We start from the raw sequence: 16,340 nt of genomic DNA on the forward strand, positions 1-16,340 counted from the left end.
CTACGTCCGCGGAGTACCCGACCGGCCCGAAATCCACACGGCACGTTCGGGCGGTCTGGCCCGTTCGGCCCACCGGCCGAGCGCCGGCACCGGCGCGACCGCCAGCACGAAGAGCGCGGCGACGAGCAACCAGCCGCCCGCTCCGGCCACGCCGAGGGCGGTGGTGAACACCGCCGGCGCGAACATCTGGACAGTGGCGGTCGCGGCCTCGTTCGCGCCCTGGTACGCGCCTCGGGCGTCCTCACGCATGAGATTCACCGACAGCCCCCAGTTCGCCGCGACGTAACCGAGCTCGCCGCACACGTGCAGCAGGGCCGCGACGATCACCGTTGCCGTGCCGAGAAATCCCGCCGCGCCCGAGGTGGTCGCGAGCAGCACACAACTCGCTGCCAGCGCCGAACCCGCGCGCACGGCCGTGCGGGAGGCCTGCCGCACAGTGCGGGCCAACCTCGTCGCCGAGACCTGGAGCGCGGCGATGCCGACGGAGCTGATCACCACCACCACGCCGCTCAGCGCGAGCGGCAGCCGGGTCGAACCGGAGATCCACAGCGGCAGCCCGGTGGACAACATGGCCCAGCACAAGGACAACAACGCCGTGAACCCGACGATCGCCAGGTACGGCCGGTCCCGCAGCGCGGCGCGCGAGCCGGCGGCCGGGCGGCCTTCGGGCTTCGGCACGGCAAGCGTCGCCGCCGCCAGCACCACGAACGTGAGCGCGTTGCCGGCGACCGCCATCAGGTAGCCCGTCGGCCGATCGGCGGCGAGCACGAGCGCCCCGATCCCTGCCCCGACCGCATAACCGACGTGCTGCGCGACCCGCTGCTGCGCGAACACCCGCAGCCGCACCGCGTTGTCGGTCACCAGGCCGGTGATCAGCGCCGAGCGCACGGCCGTTCCGCCGCTGGCCAACGCTGTGAACGCGATGGTGACCGCCATGACCACAACCGTGCTGTGGACCAGCAGATAGGACGCCATCGCGATGGCACGGACCGCCGTGACGGCGACGAGCACGCGTCTGGGGCCGACGCGGTCGGCCAGCGAGCCGATGGGGACGGCGGCGGCCATGCCGACGCCGGCGGCCACCGCCATGCCGAGGCCCACGGTGATCGACGACAGGCCGAGCACCCGCGTGAAGAACACCGCCCAGACCGTGAACCACAGGCCGTCCCCCAGTGCGGAGACACCCCGACCCCACAACAGCATCCGCACCGCGCGACCACCCTTCAGACGATCCTGAATGGTGTGTGGCACGGTAGCGGGCCCGACACGTCGTCGACAAGCACCGTTCAGGAAATCCTGAACTGTGCTAACGTGCGGCCATGGCGGGCTGGGTGGATCCGGACGACGGGCTGCTGTCCTCGGTGACCGCGCTGGCCAGGGAGCTCGCCGATCCGGTGCGGCTCACCGCCTTGCAGCTGCTGGCCGCCGAAGGCCCGCACACGATGATCCAACTGGCCGACGCCATCGGCGTCTCCGCGCCGCGGCTGGGCAATCACCTGGCCCAACTGCGGGCGGCCGGGTTGGTCGCGGTCGAACACACCGGCCGGCACGCCGTCTACCGGCTCGGCCGCGCCGGCCTCGGCGAGGTCCTCACGGCGCTGGCACGCTACGCGAACGACCGGGACCTGACGCTGACCGAGCGTCCCACGTCCCCGATCGACCTCGCGCACACCTGTTACGACCACGTGGCCGGGCGACTGGGCGTCGCGGTGTTCGCGCTGCTGGTCGAGAGGTCGGCGCTGCGGCCGCCGGACGGCAGCGGCGACGAGCTCGCGCTGGGCGAGGACACGTCCGCCTTCGCCGCCCTCGGCGTCGATCCGACGGCGATCGAGCCGGGACGCCGCAAACTCGCCACCGCGTGCCTGGACAAGTCGCACCGGCTGCCGCATCTGGGCGGCGTCCTCGGCCGTGCTGTGCTGGACGCGTTGCTCGCCGACGACCTCGTCCGGCGGCGGGACGACACCCGCGAACTGCTGCTGACCGACGCCGGCCGAAGCCGGCTGCCGGCGCTGCTCCCCGACTTCGGTCAGCTGCTCGGGTCGGCCTGATCCAGCACGACGTGCCGGACTCCGCGCTCCCTCGCCACGCGGCGGCCGAAGGCGATCGCGTCGCCGCGGTCCGGGCTGATCCGGGACGCGCGGACGTTCCCCACGACACGCGTCTTCCAGACGCCGTCCTCGCAGTACGTGATCACATCTCCGACAGCCGCTCCCACTCGACGCGGTGTACCCACCAGCGGCGGCGGCAGTCCTATCCGGACTACGGCGACCGGTCCGGTTAGTGCCGAGGCATGGGGGTAGCCGGTGGGCCGTGACTTCGTCGGACGCCGCGGCGCGCATGCTGGCCGGGCTGTTGGAGGCGAGCCATCTGGCCACCTTCGACGGCCTCGCCGCCCTGGTCGCGCGGCACGGCGAGACGGCCGGTCTGACCGATGCCGCGCTGTACCTCGCCGACCTGCGCGAGGAGAACCTGGTCCGGATGGGCGAGGGCGACGAGCGGCTGGCCGTCGACGGGACCGCCGCCGGCTGGGCGTTCCGCAACGTGGAAGTCGTCACCGGCGGTCGGTCCTGGCTGTGGGCGCCGATGCTGGACGGCACGGAGCGCCTCGGCGTGCTCGGCGCGACCGCCGGCGAGGACCCCACCGAGGCGGTCGCGCGCATGCGCGCGCTGGCCTCCCTGGCGGCGTTGTTGATCGTCAGCAAGCGGCCGCACAGCGACACCTACGCGGCGCTCGCCCGGTCCCGGCCGATGTCGCTGCCGGCCGAGGTCGTCTGGCCCCTGATGCCGCCGCTCACCTTCGCCACCAAGGACTTCGCGGTGGCCGCGGCGATGGAGCCGGCCTACGACATCGGCGGCGACGCGGTGGACTACGCCCAGGCGCCCGACCTGCTGCACCTGTCCGTCTTCGACGCGATGGGCCACGACCAGTCCGCCGGGCTGACCGTCGCGGTCGCCGTCGGCGCCTGCCGCAACACCCGGCGGCGCGGCGCCGACCTGCCGGAGATCGCCGACGCCGTCGACGTGGCCATCGGGCGACAGTTCGGCCGCGAGCGGTTCGCCACCGGTCTGCTGGCCCGGCTGCGGCCGTCCACCGGCGTGCTGACCTGGGTCAACCGCGGCCATCCGCCGCCGCTGCTGCTCCGGCAGGGCCGGTGGCTGACCACCCTGCGGTGCCCACCCGCGCCGCCGATGGGCTTCCAGTTCGGCATCCCGGCCAAGGACTGCCGCTACCAGTTGGAACCGGGCGACCGGGTGCTGTTCTACACCGACGGCATCACCGAGGCCCGCGACGACGAGGGCCGCGAGTTCGGGCTGCGGCGGTTCGCGGACCTCGTCACGCGGGGCGCGGCCGACGGCTATCCGGCCCCGGAGACCCTGCGCCGGCTGATGCGAGCGGTACTCGACCACCAGCGCGGCCGGCTCCAGGACGACGCCACCGTGCTGATGCTGGAATGGCGCGGCGACCAGCGGCGCACGCTGACGCTGGGCGGCTGATCAGTCGTCGCGGCCGGACGGCGGCGTGCGCAGGGTGCTCGCGACGGAACCGCCGGCCTCGTCCGAGCCCTCGCCGCGGCGCACCGCCTCGTTCAGCACCTCGCGGTCCAGGTCGGGATCGCCACCGGTGGGGACCACGCCCACGTCCGGCTCCTCCTCGTCCAGCCGCTCCGAGAACGGCTTCGGGTGTGCCTCCTCGTACGGAGTCATGCCGTACTTGTCGGCCTCCGCCCACCGCTCCGGCGGATCCATGCCCGCCTCCAGCGGATCCACCTCGAGGCACTCCTCGTCCAACTCCTCCGCGGCGCTCAGCGCCGCCGGATCGTCCTCGACGGAGTCGTTCTCGGGTGTGTACCCGACGCGCTCCTCGCTCATCGCATCCTCCTCGTTCAGGGTGCGGGCACGGCATACCCGGATCCGTCGGGGATTACCCGCCGAGCGCCTGTCGTACGGTCGGGAGGACGTCGACCCGAGGGGTGTGACAGTGACCTGTGCCGGCCGGCGACGACACCGGTCCCGGGCGCACCTCGTCCACGTCGCGCTGGAGTGCGTGAAAGTGGCCGGGCTGATCGTGTTCGGCGTCCTCACGGTCGGCTGACGTCCGGATTGACCGCTGCGGCGCCGGGGTATCCCCGGAGCAACGCAAACCCGCAACGGGAGAGGCAGCCATGGGCGGCAAATCGACCTCGAACAAGCCGGCCGATCAGGTCGCGGAACTTCGTGAGCACGCCGAGCGCACGCGCGAGGCCCTGGGCGAGACCATGCAGGAACTGTCCGACAAGCTCGACGTGCAGGGCCGCGCCCAGGAAGGCGTGCGGTTGGGCGTCGAGAAGGTGCACCAGGCCGGGGAACTGGCCGCCGACAAGGCCCACCAGGCCACCGAGCAGGTCACCAGGATGGCTCACGAGGCCACCGCGCAGGTCAGGGACGCCGCGACCCGGACGTTCGAGCAGGCCGAGCAGAAGATCGACGACCTGCCCGAGCCGGTGCGGGAACCGGCCCGCCAGACCGTCGCCGTCGTCCGTCAGCGTCCCGCCCTCGTGTTCCTCACGTTGGCCGGGCTGGTCGTCCTGTGGCGGCTGCTGAGCCGCCGCCAGCGCGACTGACGGCGGTCATCCGGTGGTTGGCATTCGCCAGAACACCGCCGACCGCTCGGCGCGGGAAGCGATCCGCCGTTCGGCGGCCAGCCACACCACGCCAACCACGGCCAGCACCGCCAGGCCACCCCAGCTCAACGCCGTGAACAGGTTGACCTGCAACGGTGTCGGCCGTGGTTGGTAGCCCTGCTCGAGCAACTGGAACTGCCGGGGCGTGCCCGTCAGCAGCAACGTCAGCGCGAGGGCAATGCCGTGCATGGAGTCCCACAGCGCGTGCAGCAGCGAGACGCCGAGGTACGACAGCAGCAGGCGGCGGGAGAACGCGAAGTGTCGGTGATCGCTGGCCGAGAACAACACCCCGCCGAGGATCGCCGTCCACAGGCCGTGCCCGACCGGCGCGAGCAGACCGCGGAGGATCTCCGTCTGCACCAGGTCGACCAGCGACAAGCCCTGCTCCGTGAACAGCGCCGTGAACGCGTAGCCGGCCGATTCGAACGCCGCGAAGCCGAAACCCACCGCCGCGCCGAGAATCATGCCGTCCAGGGCGCTCTTGCGGGCCAGGCGGCGGGTCAACACGATGAGCGCGCCGAGCTTGACCGCCTCCTCCACCAGGCCGACGCCGAGGAACAGGCCCGCCGACGGGTGCAGCAGGTACGTCTCCAGCAGCGAGGCGCCGAGGACCCCGAGCACACCGCCGGTGATGAACGTCGTGAGCAGGAGCTCGGCGGTGACCTCGCCGCTGTGACGGCGCTCGAAAGCCCAGGCGACGAAGGTGACGGGGACCAGGAAGCTGCCCAGCAGCACCAGCGTCGGCACCAGGTTGGGATTGCCGGTCGCGAACGTGACTACGACCGTCAGCACCCACAGCAGCAGACCGGTGCCGAAAATGCGGAGCCAGGCGCGGCGTCGGGGTTGTCGGTGGATCCCGCGTTCATCCGTCATCGCACGGGTGTACCCGCTGCGGCGGCATCGATGCGGGCGTGTAGTTCGGCGCAACCGCCGATCCGTGCCAGCGGTCTCACCGCTAACCGAGCAGCCATCGCCTCAGCCGACCGGCCCTCGGTCGGCGACCGAGCGACGGGTGCCGCCGGGCCCGGTGCGCCATGCTGCCCGCGGCGATCAGCAGCAACTCCTGGTCGGGCGTGGGGCAGCCGTCGGCCATGGCCTGCTCGGCCCGCGCCAGTTCGGCGATCTCGACCAGCCGCCGTCGGCCGGTGGCGGGACGGCCGGTCGCCGCGGCGGGGACCTCGTGCACGCCCATGACCATGCCTCCCGTGGGCGGCGAAGCGGATCCGGCGGCAATACCCGCGGCGGCGGCGGTCAATCCGATCGCCACCCGAATGGAGTAGCACCCCGGAGGTTCGGGCCGGGAGGAGGCAGGTGGCCCAGGCCGGCACTCGACCACAACGGCGCTGCCGATGCGCACGGAGTTGGCGCGCCGCCGCGGCACAACTTCCTTGCCCTGCCGCGGATCCGCTCCGGGCTGCCGGCGTTCGAGCTGCACTGTCGCCACATGGCCGACCGGATCCGCGACGAGGCCCACACGGGGCACGCGCGGGCGCCGTCGGAAGTCGGCGCACAGGCGGTCCAGTCCGACACCGCCTCGGACCAGGGCGATCCCCGGAGAAATGACGACAGACTGAAAACGTTTACAGTCAATTGTCAACGCATGCCGCTGAGCACGCGGAAGGCCGCCGGCAAGCCCTTTCCACATTGACGCCCCTCCGCCGCCGTCACTAGCTTCGCCTCCGATCCCTCGTGAGCACCATTCAGCCACGTGAAATCGGGAGGCGCCCATGTCCCTGAAACGCCATGCCGCCGCGCTGTGCGGGATCCTGTGCGGCACAACGATGCTGGTCGCGCCGGCAGCCTCGGCGCAGACGCCGGGGGCGACCTGGATCGAGTACTCGCCGACCTTCAAGGTGCAGGAGGAGGGCTGCGGCAAGGTCAGCGACCTCACCTTCCAGCTGACGTGTTCCAAGTCCGGCGCCTCGCACGACCGCGCGGAACGCCGCTACGCCGACTACACCGGCGGATCGCACAAGTTCGAGGGCACGTTCAAGATCACCAGCCAGAGCGGCTCGCGTATCAGTCTCAAGCAGACGTTCCACGGCACGCAGGGGCCGTACTTCCTGCTGGCGGTGGAGAAGGGCGGCCGGCTGTACTCGGTGGAGAACCAGAAGACCATCGCCACCGGCGCGACCGTGGGCACGCCGGTGACCGTGGACACGGTGCAGACGGTCGGAAAGACGTTGCAGGTCTACATCAACGGCAGCCTGCAGTACACGGAAGCCAGCCCCGGCGGCACGTTCTACGACAAGATCGGCTCGTACCGCACCGCCAGCGGCAACGGCCCGCTCACGGTGCAGTGGAGCAATCTTCACTTCTGGCACCAGTGACCCGTCGCGCCGGTCCGCCCGCCGGCGCGGCTACGCCGTCGGTTCGTCCTCTGTGGACGATTCGGCGCGGCCGGTGGCCATGGCCACGAACCGACGGGCCAGGGTGCGCAGCTTCACGTTGCTGCGCTGCGACTGCGACACCAACTCCTGGAACGCCTGGTCCTCGGTCAGCCCGCGCACGGCCATCAGGATGCCCTTGGCCTGCTCGATGACGGCGCGAGAGGCCATCGCCCCGCGCAGCTGCTCCACCTGCTCCTCGGCCACCCGGGCCCGCCCGACCGACTGCATGGCCGCCTGCGCGACCACCGTGTACAGCCGCAGGAACTGGGCGTCGACCTCGTGGAAACCGTGGCCGCCGAAGCTGAACAGGTTCACGGCGCCGACGGCGTGCCGGTCGATCGTCAACGGGGCGGCCAGAAAGCTGCCGACACCGAGGTCGCCGGCCGCACGGGCGAACACCGGCCACAGCTGCTCGGCGCGGGGCACCTCGATGCGGACCAACTCGCCGCGGCGCGCGGCGCGCAGGCAGGGGCCGTCGCCCTCGGCGTACTGCGCGTCGTCGATCTGCCACGCGCGCGGATCGGTGGAGGCGCTGGTGTACGGCCCCGCCTCGGCGAGCAGCGTGATGCTGGCCATGTCCGCCCCCGGCACCACGCTGACCACCTGCTCGGCGACCGCCTGCAGGATCGTCTCCTTGTGCGTGGTGGACACCAGCACGGAGGTCAGCGACTCCAGCGCCGCGGCGATCTCCGCGAGCTGGGCGGCCGGGAGCGGCACACGGTCGGTCATCGGGCGGTCTCCCCTGCGTCGAGCATGATCGTAAAAGTTCTACGACGGCCGCTGCCTGCTCAACGCACCTGGCGGGGAATACTACCGGTTCACCTGCCGCGGTATCGCCACCAGGGCCTCGTCCACTGTGGCGTCGAGGGCGAGCACGTCGTCCAGTGCGGTGAGCTGGATCGGCCGCAGCACCTGGCGGTTGGCGGCCACGACGCGGAAGGCGAAGCCCTGCTCGCCGGCTCTGCCGTGCCACCGGGCCAGCAGCGCCAGGCCGGTGGACGCGAGGAAGCTGAGCCCCTCCAGGTCGACGACCAGTCCATCGACGCCGTCGGCGACGTCGCCGAGCTCGCGCTCCACGTGGTCCACGGTGGCGAGGTCGAGCTCGCCGGACAGGTGCACGACCGCGACCGGGCCGAGCCGTTGCATACGGACGGAGATCGGCGGTGTCGCGGGTTTCGGTGACGTGTGCATGGGCACCGTTTTCATAGTGGTCGGGGACGCAGCTCGGATCGGACACGAACGTGCCACGCCATCGGCTGCTGTCTCAACCTGTGTTCACCGTATGTCCCGCCGCCCTGCGGGGCAACGCCGGTACCCCCTCCGCCGCCGAATAAACGCCGTGTCGAAGGACACGCGGTCACAGTCCGACCCGGCGGGCCGGCGGTTGCCGCGCGACGGCCTGGGTAGCCACCCCCATGCGATTGGGTGTGTTGGACATCGGGTCGAATTCGGCGCAGCTGGAAGTGGTGGACGTCGTCGCCGGCGGGCCACCGCTGCCGGCCTACGCCCTCAAGGAGCCGACGCTGCTGGCGGAATCGTTCACCGCGGACGGGGCCATCGCCCCGGACGGCGTCGACCGGGTCGTGGGCGCCGTGGGACGGGCGATGCAGACGGCCCGCGGGCTGGAAGTCGAACAGCTCTACGCGTTCGGCACGTCCGCGATCCGCGACGCCGCCAACCGCGACGAGGTCGTGGACCTGCTCGACGCCGAGACCGGTGTGCGACCGCAGTTCCTGTCCGGCGAGGACGAGGCGCGGCTGACCTACGTCGCCGCCCGCCGCTGGTACGGCTGGTCGGGCGGCCGCCTGCTCACCCTGGACATCGGCGGCGGCTCGATGGAGATCGTGTTCGGCACCGGGCTGCTGCCCGACCTGGTGGTGACGCTGCCGCTGGGCGCCGGCCGGCTCACCCGCCAGTTCCTGCCCGACGACCTGCCGCTCGGCAAACAGATGCGGCGGCTGCGGCGGCACGTCCGGCACCAGTTGCGCGAGGTCGCCGACCGTGTCGCGTGGGAGGGCACGCCGACGCTGACCGTCGCGACGTCGAAGACGTTCAAACAGCTGGCGCGGCTGGCCGGGGCGCCGGCCCAGCGCCAGGGGCCCTTCGTGCGGCGCCGCCTGGCCGTGGAGGACGTCGCCACGTGGATTCCGCGCCTCGCCCGCACACCGGTCGCCGAGCGTACGCAGTTCCGCGGCGTGTCGCAGTCCCGGGCCAGACAGGTGCTGGCCGGGGCGATGGTCGCCCACGCCGCGATGAAGGAGCTGGCCGTGCCCTCGGTGGACGTGTGCCCGTGGGCGCTTCGCGAGGGCGTGATGCTCTGTCACGCCGTGTGGGACGCGCGCACCTTCCTCCCCCTCCAGCCCGTTTCCCTGACGCAGCGCCCGGACGTGTGCGACATCCGGCAACTGGTGGGTGGTGCGACGCCGGCATGACGGAGGTGAGCCGGACCGTCGGGGTGCCGCCGGACCGCGTGTTCGCGGTGTTGGCCGACGGCTGGTCCTACGCGGCGTGGGTGGTGGGCAACTCCCACATCCGCGGCGTGGACCCGGAATGGCCGAGCGTCGGCGCGCGGATCCACCACAGCGCCGGACTGTGGCCGATCCAGTTCAAGGACTGGACGGAGGTCACGGCGCTCGTGCCGGGCCGCATGATCGAGCTGCGTGCCCGGTTGTGGCCGCTGGGCGCGGGCACCGTCCGCTTCGACCTGACGGCCACGAGCGGGGGCACCCGCATCGTGATGGGGGAACGGGCCACGGACGGCCCGGTGGCGCTGCTGCCGGGCGTGATGCAGGGCCTGCTGCTGCGGGCCCGCAACCACGAGGTGCTGCGCCGGCTGGCCGACCTCGCCGCCGGGCGGCCTCAGCCGTAGACCAGGCGGTGGGCGGCGTTGATCACGGCCTGGTAGCCGCCGCCGGCCCAGCCGTCACGGGCCAGCGCGGCCCGTGCGGCATTGCTGCCGGGACCTCCGTGCACGGCCCCGCCGGGATGGGCCGAGGCGCTGGCGAGGAACAGCCGCTGCACGGGCGTGTCGGCGCGGGCCAGGCCGGGCACGGGTCGTAGGAACAGCTCCTGGTGCATCGCCGCGGTGCCGCCGCTGATCGCGCCGTCGACCAGGCTCGGATCGTGGTCGTGCAGATCGTCCGGGCCCTGGATGGCGCGGCCGACCACGAGTCCGCCGAAGCCCGGGGCATGGCGTTCGACGACCCGCTCGATCCGGTCGGCGGCCCGCGCCAGTTTCGCCTTGTCCCAGCGCTGACGGTGCGGCACGTGCGTGTACGCCCACACGGTTTCGGTGCCGCCCGGTGAGCGCGACGGGTCGGCGGCGGCCATCTGCCCCAGCAGCAGGAACGGGTCGCGTGGCGTGCGCCCACGGGCGAGGTCGAGGGTGAACGCCGACAGCCCGTCCATGTCGGCGCTGATGTGCACGGTGCCCGCGCCACGGACCTGCTCCGCCGTCCACGGCACCGGACCGGACAGCGCCCAGTCCACCTTGATCGTCGCGGGATCCCAGTGGAAGCGGCCCAGGTCGTCGACGAGCCGCGCCGGTAGGTGGTCGGCGCCGACCAGGTCCAGGTACAGCGCCGGCGCCGGCACGTCGGCCAGCACGGCGCGGCGCGCCCGCACCGGTTGTCCCTCGGTGTCGCGTACGCCCACGGCCCGGCCGCCGGCGATGAGGATCCGGTCCACGCGGCGGCCGCACCGAAGTTCGCCGCCACGGTCCTTCAGCCGGCCGACGAGGGCCGCCGTGATCTGGCCGGCGCCGCCTTCCGGCACCGGAAAGCCCACGTCCTGGGCCAGCATCGCCAGCAGCCAGCCGAACACGCCGCTACCGGCGTTGTCCACGCCGACGTCGGCGTGCATGGCGTTGCCGGCCACCAGCAGGCGCGCACCCTCCCCCTCGAACCACTCGTCGGTGAACGTCCGCGCCGACAACGCCACCATGCGCGCCAGGCGCAGCGCCTCGGCCGTGCCGACCCTGCGCAGCAGGCGTGCACCCGCACGGACCGGCGGGAACGGCCGGAACAGGGCGTCCAGGAACGGATCCCGCAGCCGCATCCACTGGTCGTACATGCGACGCCAGGCCGCGCCGTCGTGGCGGGCGAACGCCGACACCGACCGTGCCGTGCGGTCGATGTCACGGGACAGCACCACGCTGCGATCGTCCGGCAGGACGTGCGCGAGGACGTCCGGTGCGTGCCGCCAGGTCAGGCCGTAGCGGGGAAGGTCCAGGTCGGCGAAGACCGGCGAGGCCGCCGACATCGGGAAGAAGGCGCTGCACAGATCGCTGCGGTAGCCCGGCGCGGCGATCTCCGCCGTGCGGACCGCGCCGCCGGGCTGCTCGGCCGCCTCCAGCACGAGGACCTGCCACCCCGCGTCGGCCAGCAGGTTCGCCGCCACCAGCCCGTTGTGACCGGCGCCGACTACCACGGCGTCCGCGCACTCCTCCGTCATGGGCGCGGATTCCACCGCTTTCCCCGTTCGAAACAGCGTCAGGAGCGCCGGTCCGGCGGCCCCCACTCGGCCGACTGCTGCGCCGCGACCTCCTTCTCGCACCACCCACGGCCGCACCCCGGGTCCGCCGCCTTGTGACCAGCGGACGTACAGCTCGCCGCCGGCGTCACCGTCCCGGCGGCGCTGAACCCTCGTTAGGACGCGGAATCGACGGGTACTCGTCGCCGTGCGGATCGTGGTGACGGGAGCCAGCGGAAACGTGGGCACGGCCCTGCTGAGAGCTCTCCGGCGCGACGGGTACTGGCAGGTCACGGGGGTCGCGCGGCACCTGCCGGACCGGTCGCGGCCACCGTACGACGTGGCCGAATGGGTGGCCTGCGACGTCGGCGAGCCCGAGGCGACCGACCGCCTGGCCGAGGTGTTCGCCGGGGCGAGCGCCGTGGTGCATCTGGTGTGGGCGATCCACCCGGCCCGCGACGATCCGCCCATGCAGCGGACGAACCTCGCCGGCAGTCGACACGTGCTCGCGGCGACGGCGTGGGCGGAGGTGCCGCACCTGGTGGCGGCCTCCTCGGTAGCGGCCTACGCGGCGCCGGATCGGTGGACGCGGGTGGCGGAGGACTGGCCGTGCGAAGGCATCCCGCACAGCGCCTACAGTCGAGGGAAGGTCACGTTCGAGCGGATGTTGGACGAGTTCGCGGCGGGCCATCACGACCGGACGGTCGCGAGGGTCCGGCCGTGCGCGGTCCTCCAGCACGACGCCGGCGGCGAGTTCGCCCGCTGGCTGCTGAGCCCCCTGCTGCCGGAACGGGTCATCGGCCAGAGCTGGCTGCCGCTGCCGTGGTGGACGGACCTGCGCCTCCAGGTGGTGCACGCGCAGGACGTGGCGGCCGCGCTGCGGTCGATCCTCGTCCGCGGTGCGAGCGGGGCGTTCAACCTCGCCGCCGAGCCCGTGCTGTCCGGTGCGGACCTCGCGCGGCCGTTCGGCGGCGGCCCGCGGATTCCGGTGCCGCGTGCGGCCGGCTGCGCGCTCGCGGGCCTCACCTGGCGGCTGGGGCTCCAGCCGTTGCATCCGGGCTGGCTGGCCCTGGCCGACAAGGCCGCGCTGGTGCAGACCGACCGGGCCCGCCGCGTGCTGGGTTGGCGTCCCGAGCGGGACGCGCGCGAGGTGCTGGACGAGATGGCCGCCGGCCTGCGGGCGGGCGCCGGCACGGGCAGCCACCCGCTGCGCCCGCTGGCCCGTGCCGGGCGGCTGGGCCTGGGCCGGCCCACCCACCAGTCACAGGCGTGATTTCCGTCCTTTTCGGTTTCAACGGCCTTGCCGAGGGCAGCCGTTGCCATGACAAGGACCCAGGACCCGCTCGGTGAGCTGTCGGCGCAGGGAGTCTCGGTCTGGCTCGACGACCTCTCCCGCGAGCTGCTCGCCGGCGGGCGGCTGGCCGCGCTGATCGCCGACCGGCACGTCGTCGGCGTCACCACCAACCCGACGATCTTCGCCTCCGCGCTGTCCCACGGCGAACGCTACGACGAGCAGCTCCGGGGGCTCGCCGCCCGCGGCGTCGGCGTGGACGAGGCGGTGTTCGCGATCACCACCGAGGACGTGCGGGACGCGTGCGACGTGTTCGCCGATGTCCACCGGCGCACCGACGGCCGCGACGGCCGGGTGTCGATCGAGGTCGATCCCCGGCTGGCGCGGGACACCGCCGCGACCGTCGAGATGGCCGGCAGCCTGTGGCAGGCGGTCGGTCGGGAGAACCTGTTCGTCAAGATCCCGGCGACCGTCGAGGGCCTGCCGGCGATCACCGCGGCGACAGCGGCGGGCATCAGCGTCAACGTGACGCTGATCTTCTCCGTGGACCGCTATCTCGCGGTGGCCGAGGCGTATCTGACGGGCCTGGAGCGAGCCCGCGAGGCCGGCATCGATCTGGCCGGGATCCGTTCCGTGGCCTCGTTCTTCGTCTCCCGGGTGGACACGGAGGTGGATGCCCGGCTGGACAAGTTGAGTGATCCTCACGTGGCGGAGCTGCGCGGCCGGGCCGCCGTCGCGAACGCGCGGGTGGCGTATCAGGCCTACGAGGGGCTGCTCACCTCCGAGCGCTGGCAGCGCCTCGCCGGCTTCGGCGCGAATCCGCAGCGGCCGCTGTGGGCGTCCACCGGCGTCAAGGATCCCGCTTACCCCGACACCATGTACGTCACCGAGCTCGTCGCCCCGGACACCGTGAACACGATGCCCGGCGCCACGCTGGAGGCCTTCGCCGACCACGGCTACGTCGTCGGCGACACGATCCGCCCGCGCTACGCGGAGGCTCGGTACGTGTTGAGCCAACTGATGGGCTGCGGCGTAGATCTCGACGAGGTGGCCGTCCAACTCGAGCGGGAGGGGCTGCACAAATTCGAGCAGAGCTGGCGGCAGCTGGGCGACACGGTGAGCGGCGCGCTCCAACCGGCGTGAGCGAGGGTGACATGGAAGTCAGCAGACTCGTCGAGACGGCGCGATGCGTTGCGCGCGAACACATCCTCGTGGCCATGCTGGGCGTGCCGACACTGCTGAGGCACCCCGTCTGGCACACGCCCGACCCCGACCTGGGCGGCGGGCAGGGCGTGGTCCTGGTGCCGGGCTTCGGGGCTGCCGACGTCAGCCTGGCGTTGACCGGAAAGTGGCTGGCCGCGCGGGGTTTCCGGCCCGCGCCGGCTCGAATCGGCCTCGACATCGGCTGCACGTCGACGCTGGTCGAGCGAATCGAGCGCCGGCTGGAGGCGCACGCCGAGGCGACCGGCCGCAAGGTCGTCCTGCTGGGACACAGCCGCGGCGGCGCGTTGGCCCGACTCGCCGCCGCCCGCCGTCCGGATCTGGTACAGGGTTTGGTGATGCTGGCCAGCCCCGTCCTGGACCTGCTCGGCGCGCGACTCGGCGTCATCCCGATGGCACGCATGCTCACACGCCTGTCCGCACTCGGCTTCGCCGGTTTGATCGACGACGACTGCTTCCACGGCGACTGCTACACGGTCAACACCCGCGCGCTCCGCGCCGAGCTGCCGCCGTCGGTGCCGGCCGTCGCCTTCTACTCGCGCCACGACGCCATCGCGCCGTGGCGGCTGTGCCTCGACCCGTACGCCACCTGCGTCGAGGTCGGCAGCACGCACACCGGCATGCCGTTCGACCCGCACGTCTACGCGGCGCTGGCGCCCACGCTCGCCGCCTGGGCCACCCGAGAAGTCATGGCCGCATAAGTAGTTCTGCGCTGGTGCCCCACCCCGCTCCCGCCGAACCTTGTGCTGGGAACGGAGAAGGGGGATCCACCATGCGGCCGTGGCTCATTCTGCTGATCACCGTCGCGGCCGTGGGCGCCTGGTGGGAACTTCGCAGCATTGCCGGCGGGTGGGCGACGTTCGCCTTCGTCTACAGCGGCGCGGCCCTGATACTGCTGGCTCCGGTGGTGGTGGCGTTGATGTTGCTGCATAGGCGTTGGCTCGGCCGTTGGACCTCGACCTGGTTCATCGTGCAGGCCGTCGCGCTGGTGCTCGTCGGCCTGCTGTTCCCCGACGCGGGCGACACCGATCCGACGGCGCCGGTCGCCGTGCTGTCGGGTTCCCAGTCCATCACGCCGGGCCTGTACGGGATGCTGGCGTTCGTCTCGGCCGGGCTGGGACTGCTCTGGTTGCTGCTCATCCCCGTGACTGCCTTGTGCGCGTGGAAGATCGAGCGCGCCCCGGCGCCGGTCGAGTAGCGGGTCACACGGCGTCGGGCCACTCCGGCGAGCGCCCCAACGCGGTGAGGATCCGGCGCAGCGGGTCCGCGTCGCTCGTGGCCAGCGCGGGCGCGAAGGCCGCGCCCGGCGCGAGCCGGTTGTCCCCGTTCGGCACCGCGAGCGCGATCCGCAGCGCCGGTTCGGCGACTTCCGGGGCCAGTTCGTAGTCGAGTCCGAGCGAGCGGGCCACGTCCCAGCCGTGCACCACGTAGTCGATCAGGTGGAAGCCGATCGCCTGGGCAGCGGGGAAATGCGGCACGGGTTGGAACTCCGGCAGCTCGAACTCCGGCACTTCCGACTCGGCGAAGGCGGCGAGGACGTCCTTGGCGGCGACGGCGTAGTCGTCCGGGCCGGCCGGTCGGACCTCCCACGCCGCGTGATCACCGCCATGCCCCCGGCCCGCCGCGGCGAAGCCGCGGTGCTGGGCGGTCATGTGGGCGAGCAGGTCGGCGAGCGTCCACTCGGCGCAGGGCGTCGGTCGGCCCAGGTCATCGGCCTGGACCTGGGAAACGATGGCAACGCTGGCGTCGACGACGACCCGGTGGGCGGCCAGCAGTTCATTAATAAGCACATGCTTACGATACGCAGGTGCACACTATTTCGTCAAGCTCGGTATCATGCCGATCATGGATGGCGGGCGGCAGGATCTCGCGGCGATGATCGCGCCGCTGCAACGCGCGCTGATCGCCGCCGAGCTGCCGGTGCTGCGGGCGCACGGGCTGAGCATGTGGGGCTATGTCGTGCTCAACGCCCTGGACGGCGAGCCCGTGCGCACCCAGACCGCGCTCGCCGAGTTCATCGGCGCCGACAAGAGCCGCATCATCGGCGTGCTGGACGAGCTGGAGGACAACGGCCTGCTCGACCGCACCCGCGACCCCGCGGACCGACGCGCGCGATTCGTCGCCATCACCGACGAGGGCCGCTCGAAGCGCCGCGCCGTGCAGGCCGACATCCAACGGACCGAGGACGACCTGCTGGCCAAACTCCCTCCCGCCGACCGGGAGGCGTTCCTGCGGGCACTGGCGACGCTCTCCGGCGGGTGAGAAATCCCGGTTGTGCCCGGGCGACGATCGGGAACAATCCTCCCC

Annotated in this window: 20 protein-coding genes; 11 read left to right on the forward strand and 9 right to left on the reverse strand. The window is 72.3% G+C overall.

The features are described from left to right. The gene (locus tag BCF44_RS34395) at positions 1 to 1,203 is read right to left on the reverse strand and encodes an MFS transporter (RefSeq protein WP_116178620.1); all 1,203 of its coding nucleotides are present in this window, start codon (positions 1,201 to 1,203) and stop codon (positions 1 to 3) included. Positions 1,204 to 1,319: 116 nt separating this feature from the next. Between BCF44_RS34395 and BCF44_RS34400 the strand changes: the two genes are divergently transcribed. Further along, complete coding sequence (locus BCF44_RS34400) at positions 1,320 to 2,048, forward strand: ArsR/SmtB family transcription factor (protein ID WP_116178621.1); 729 nt, start codon at positions 1,320 to 1,322, stop codon at positions 2,046 to 2,048. On the opposite strand, the gene BCF44_RS34405 is transcribed toward BCF44_RS34400, so the two are convergent. After that, positions 2,027 to 2,215 carry a DUF2188 domain-containing protein gene (locus BCF44_RS34405; RefSeq protein ID WP_116178622.1) on the reverse strand — a complete coding sequence of 63 codons (189 nt, stop codon included), beginning with the start codon at positions 2,213 to 2,215 and terminating at the stop codon, positions 2,027 to 2,029. The two genes, BCF44_RS34400 and BCF44_RS34405, sit on opposite strands and share 22 nt — an antisense overlap. Before the next feature lie 95 nt (positions 2,216 to 2,310). Between BCF44_RS34405 and BCF44_RS34410 the strand changes: the two genes are divergently transcribed. Next, complete coding sequence (locus tag BCF44_RS34410; RefSeq protein WP_211353339.1) at positions 2,311 to 3,495, forward strand: PP2C family protein-serine/threonine phosphatase; 1,185 nt, start codon at positions 2,311 to 2,313, stop codon at positions 3,493 to 3,495. On the opposite strand, the gene BCF44_RS34415 is transcribed toward BCF44_RS34410, so the two are convergent. Continuing rightward, positions 3,496 to 3,870: a hypothetical protein gene (locus BCF44_RS34415; protein WP_116178623.1), complete on the reverse strand. Its 375-nt coding sequence runs from the start codon at positions 3,868 to 3,870 to the stop codon at positions 3,496 to 3,498. It lies immediately after the preceding gene. 293 nt (positions 3,871 to 4,163) lie between these two features. On the opposite strand from BCF44_RS34415, the gene BCF44_RS34420 reads away from it, so the two are divergent. Further along, entirely contained in the window at positions 4,164 to 4,601 is a 438-nt protein-coding gene (locus BCF44_RS34420; protein WP_116178624.1) for a DUF3618 domain-containing protein, read from the forward strand. A gap of 6 nt (positions 4,602 to 4,607) precedes the next feature. Here the strand turns inward: BCF44_RS34420 and BCF44_RS34425 are convergent, their stop codons facing one another. Both BCF44_RS34425 and BCF44_RS34430 read right to left on the reverse strand, forming a co-directional pair. Beyond that, complete coding sequence (locus BCF44_RS34425; RefSeq protein ID WP_116178625.1) at positions 4,608 to 5,534, reverse strand: PrsW family intramembrane metalloprotease; 927 nt, start codon at positions 5,532 to 5,534, stop codon at positions 4,608 to 4,610. A gap of 82 nt (positions 5,535 to 5,616) precedes the next feature. Next, positions 5,617 to 5,928, reverse strand: a complete 312-nt coding sequence (locus tag BCF44_RS34430; protein WP_170217894.1) for a hypothetical protein — start codon at positions 5,926 to 5,928, stop codon at positions 5,617 to 5,619. 460 nt (positions 5,929 to 6,388) lie between these two features. Between BCF44_RS34430 and BCF44_RS34440 the strand changes: the two genes are divergently transcribed. Further along, complete coding sequence (locus tag BCF44_RS34440; protein ID WP_379801624.1) at positions 6,389 to 6,991, forward strand: hypothetical protein; 603 nt, start codon at positions 6,389 to 6,391, stop codon at positions 6,989 to 6,991. 30 nt (positions 6,992 to 7,021) lie between these two features. Here BCF44_RS34440 and BCF44_RS34445 read toward each other — a convergent pair whose 3' ends face one another. Together BCF44_RS34445 and BCF44_RS34450 are read right to left on the reverse strand one after the other, a co-directional pair. Continuing rightward, a complete protein-coding gene (locus tag BCF44_RS34445) occupies positions 7,022 to 7,780 on the reverse strand; it encodes a GAF and ANTAR domain-containing protein (RefSeq protein WP_116178628.1) in 759 nt (252 codons plus the stop codon). A gap of 81 nt (positions 7,781 to 7,861) precedes the next feature. Then, positions 7,862 to 8,242 carry an STAS domain-containing protein gene (locus BCF44_RS34450; protein WP_170217895.1) on the reverse strand — a complete coding sequence of 127 codons (381 nt, stop codon included), beginning with the start codon at positions 8,240 to 8,242 and terminating at the stop codon, positions 7,862 to 7,864. A 224-nt stretch (positions 8,243 to 8,466) separates the two neighbouring features. On the opposite strand from BCF44_RS34450, the gene BCF44_RS34455 reads away from it, so the two are divergent. Then, positions 8,467 to 9,483, forward strand: coding sequence for a Ppx/GppA phosphatase family protein (locus BCF44_RS34455; RefSeq protein ID WP_116178630.1), 1,017 nt, complete (start codon positions 8,467 to 8,469; stop codon positions 9,481 to 9,483). Then, complete coding sequence (locus tag BCF44_RS34460) at positions 9,480 to 9,920, forward strand: SRPBCC family protein (RefSeq protein WP_116178631.1); 441 nt, start codon at positions 9,480 to 9,482, stop codon at positions 9,918 to 9,920. Before BCF44_RS34455 ends, BCF44_RS34460 begins: the two co-directional genes overlap by 4 nt. Here the strand turns inward: BCF44_RS34460 and BCF44_RS34465 are convergent. Beyond that, positions 9,911 to 11,503, reverse strand: coding sequence for a phytoene desaturase family protein (locus BCF44_RS34465; protein ID WP_116178632.1), 1,593 nt, complete (start codon positions 11,501 to 11,503; stop codon positions 9,911 to 9,913). The genes BCF44_RS34460 and BCF44_RS34465 overlap by 10 nt on opposite strands. A 226-nt stretch (positions 11,504 to 11,729) precedes the next feature. Here BCF44_RS34465 and BCF44_RS34470 point away from each other — a divergent pair, with 226 nt between their 5' ends. The 4 genes from BCF44_RS34470 (at position 11,730) to BCF44_RS34485 (ending at position 15,231) form a co-directional block, all read left to right on the forward strand. Further along, the gene (locus BCF44_RS34470) at positions 11,730 to 12,794 is read left to right on the forward strand and encodes an NAD-dependent epimerase/dehydratase family protein (protein ID WP_116178633.1); all 1,065 of its coding nucleotides are present in this window, start codon (positions 11,730 to 11,732) and stop codon (positions 12,792 to 12,794) included. A 48-nt stretch (positions 12,795 to 12,842) separates the two neighbouring features. After that, on the forward strand, positions 12,843 to 13,955 hold the full coding sequence (gene tal / locus BCF44_RS34475; RefSeq protein ID WP_116178634.1) for a transaldolase: 1,113 nt from the start codon (positions 12,843 to 12,845) through the stop codon (positions 13,953 to 13,955). Positions 13,956 to 13,966: 11 nt separating this feature from the next. Beyond that, positions 13,967 to 14,734 carry an esterase/lipase family protein gene (locus BCF44_RS34480; protein ID WP_116178820.1) on the forward strand — a complete coding sequence of 256 codons (768 nt, stop codon included), beginning with the start codon at positions 13,967 to 13,969 and terminating at the stop codon, positions 14,732 to 14,734. Positions 14,735 to 14,805: 71 nt separating this feature from the next. Next, positions 14,806 to 15,231: a hypothetical protein gene (locus BCF44_RS34485; RefSeq protein WP_116178635.1), complete on the forward strand. Its 426-nt coding sequence runs from the start codon at positions 14,806 to 14,808 to the stop codon at positions 15,229 to 15,231. Positions 15,232 to 15,235: 4 nt separating this feature from the next. Here BCF44_RS34485 and BCF44_RS34490 read toward each other — a convergent pair whose 3' ends face one another. Further along, complete coding sequence (locus BCF44_RS34490; protein WP_211353340.1) at positions 15,236 to 15,823, reverse strand: TIGR03086 family metal-binding protein; 588 nt, start codon at positions 15,821 to 15,823, stop codon at positions 15,236 to 15,238. A gap of 46 nt (positions 15,824 to 15,869) precedes the next feature. On the opposite strand from BCF44_RS34490, the gene BCF44_RS34495 reads away from it, so the two are divergent. Beyond that, a complete protein-coding gene (locus BCF44_RS34495) occupies positions 15,870 to 16,295 on the forward strand; it encodes a MarR family transcriptional regulator (RefSeq protein ID WP_116178636.1) in 426 nt (141 codons plus the stop codon). Positions 16,296 to 16,340 lie beyond the last annotated feature (45 nt).

It is taken from the genome of Kutzneria buriramensis, assembly GCF_003387475.1.
GTDB lineage: Bacteria > Actinomycetota > Actinomycetes > Mycobacteriales > Pseudonocardiaceae > Kutzneria > Kutzneria buriramensis.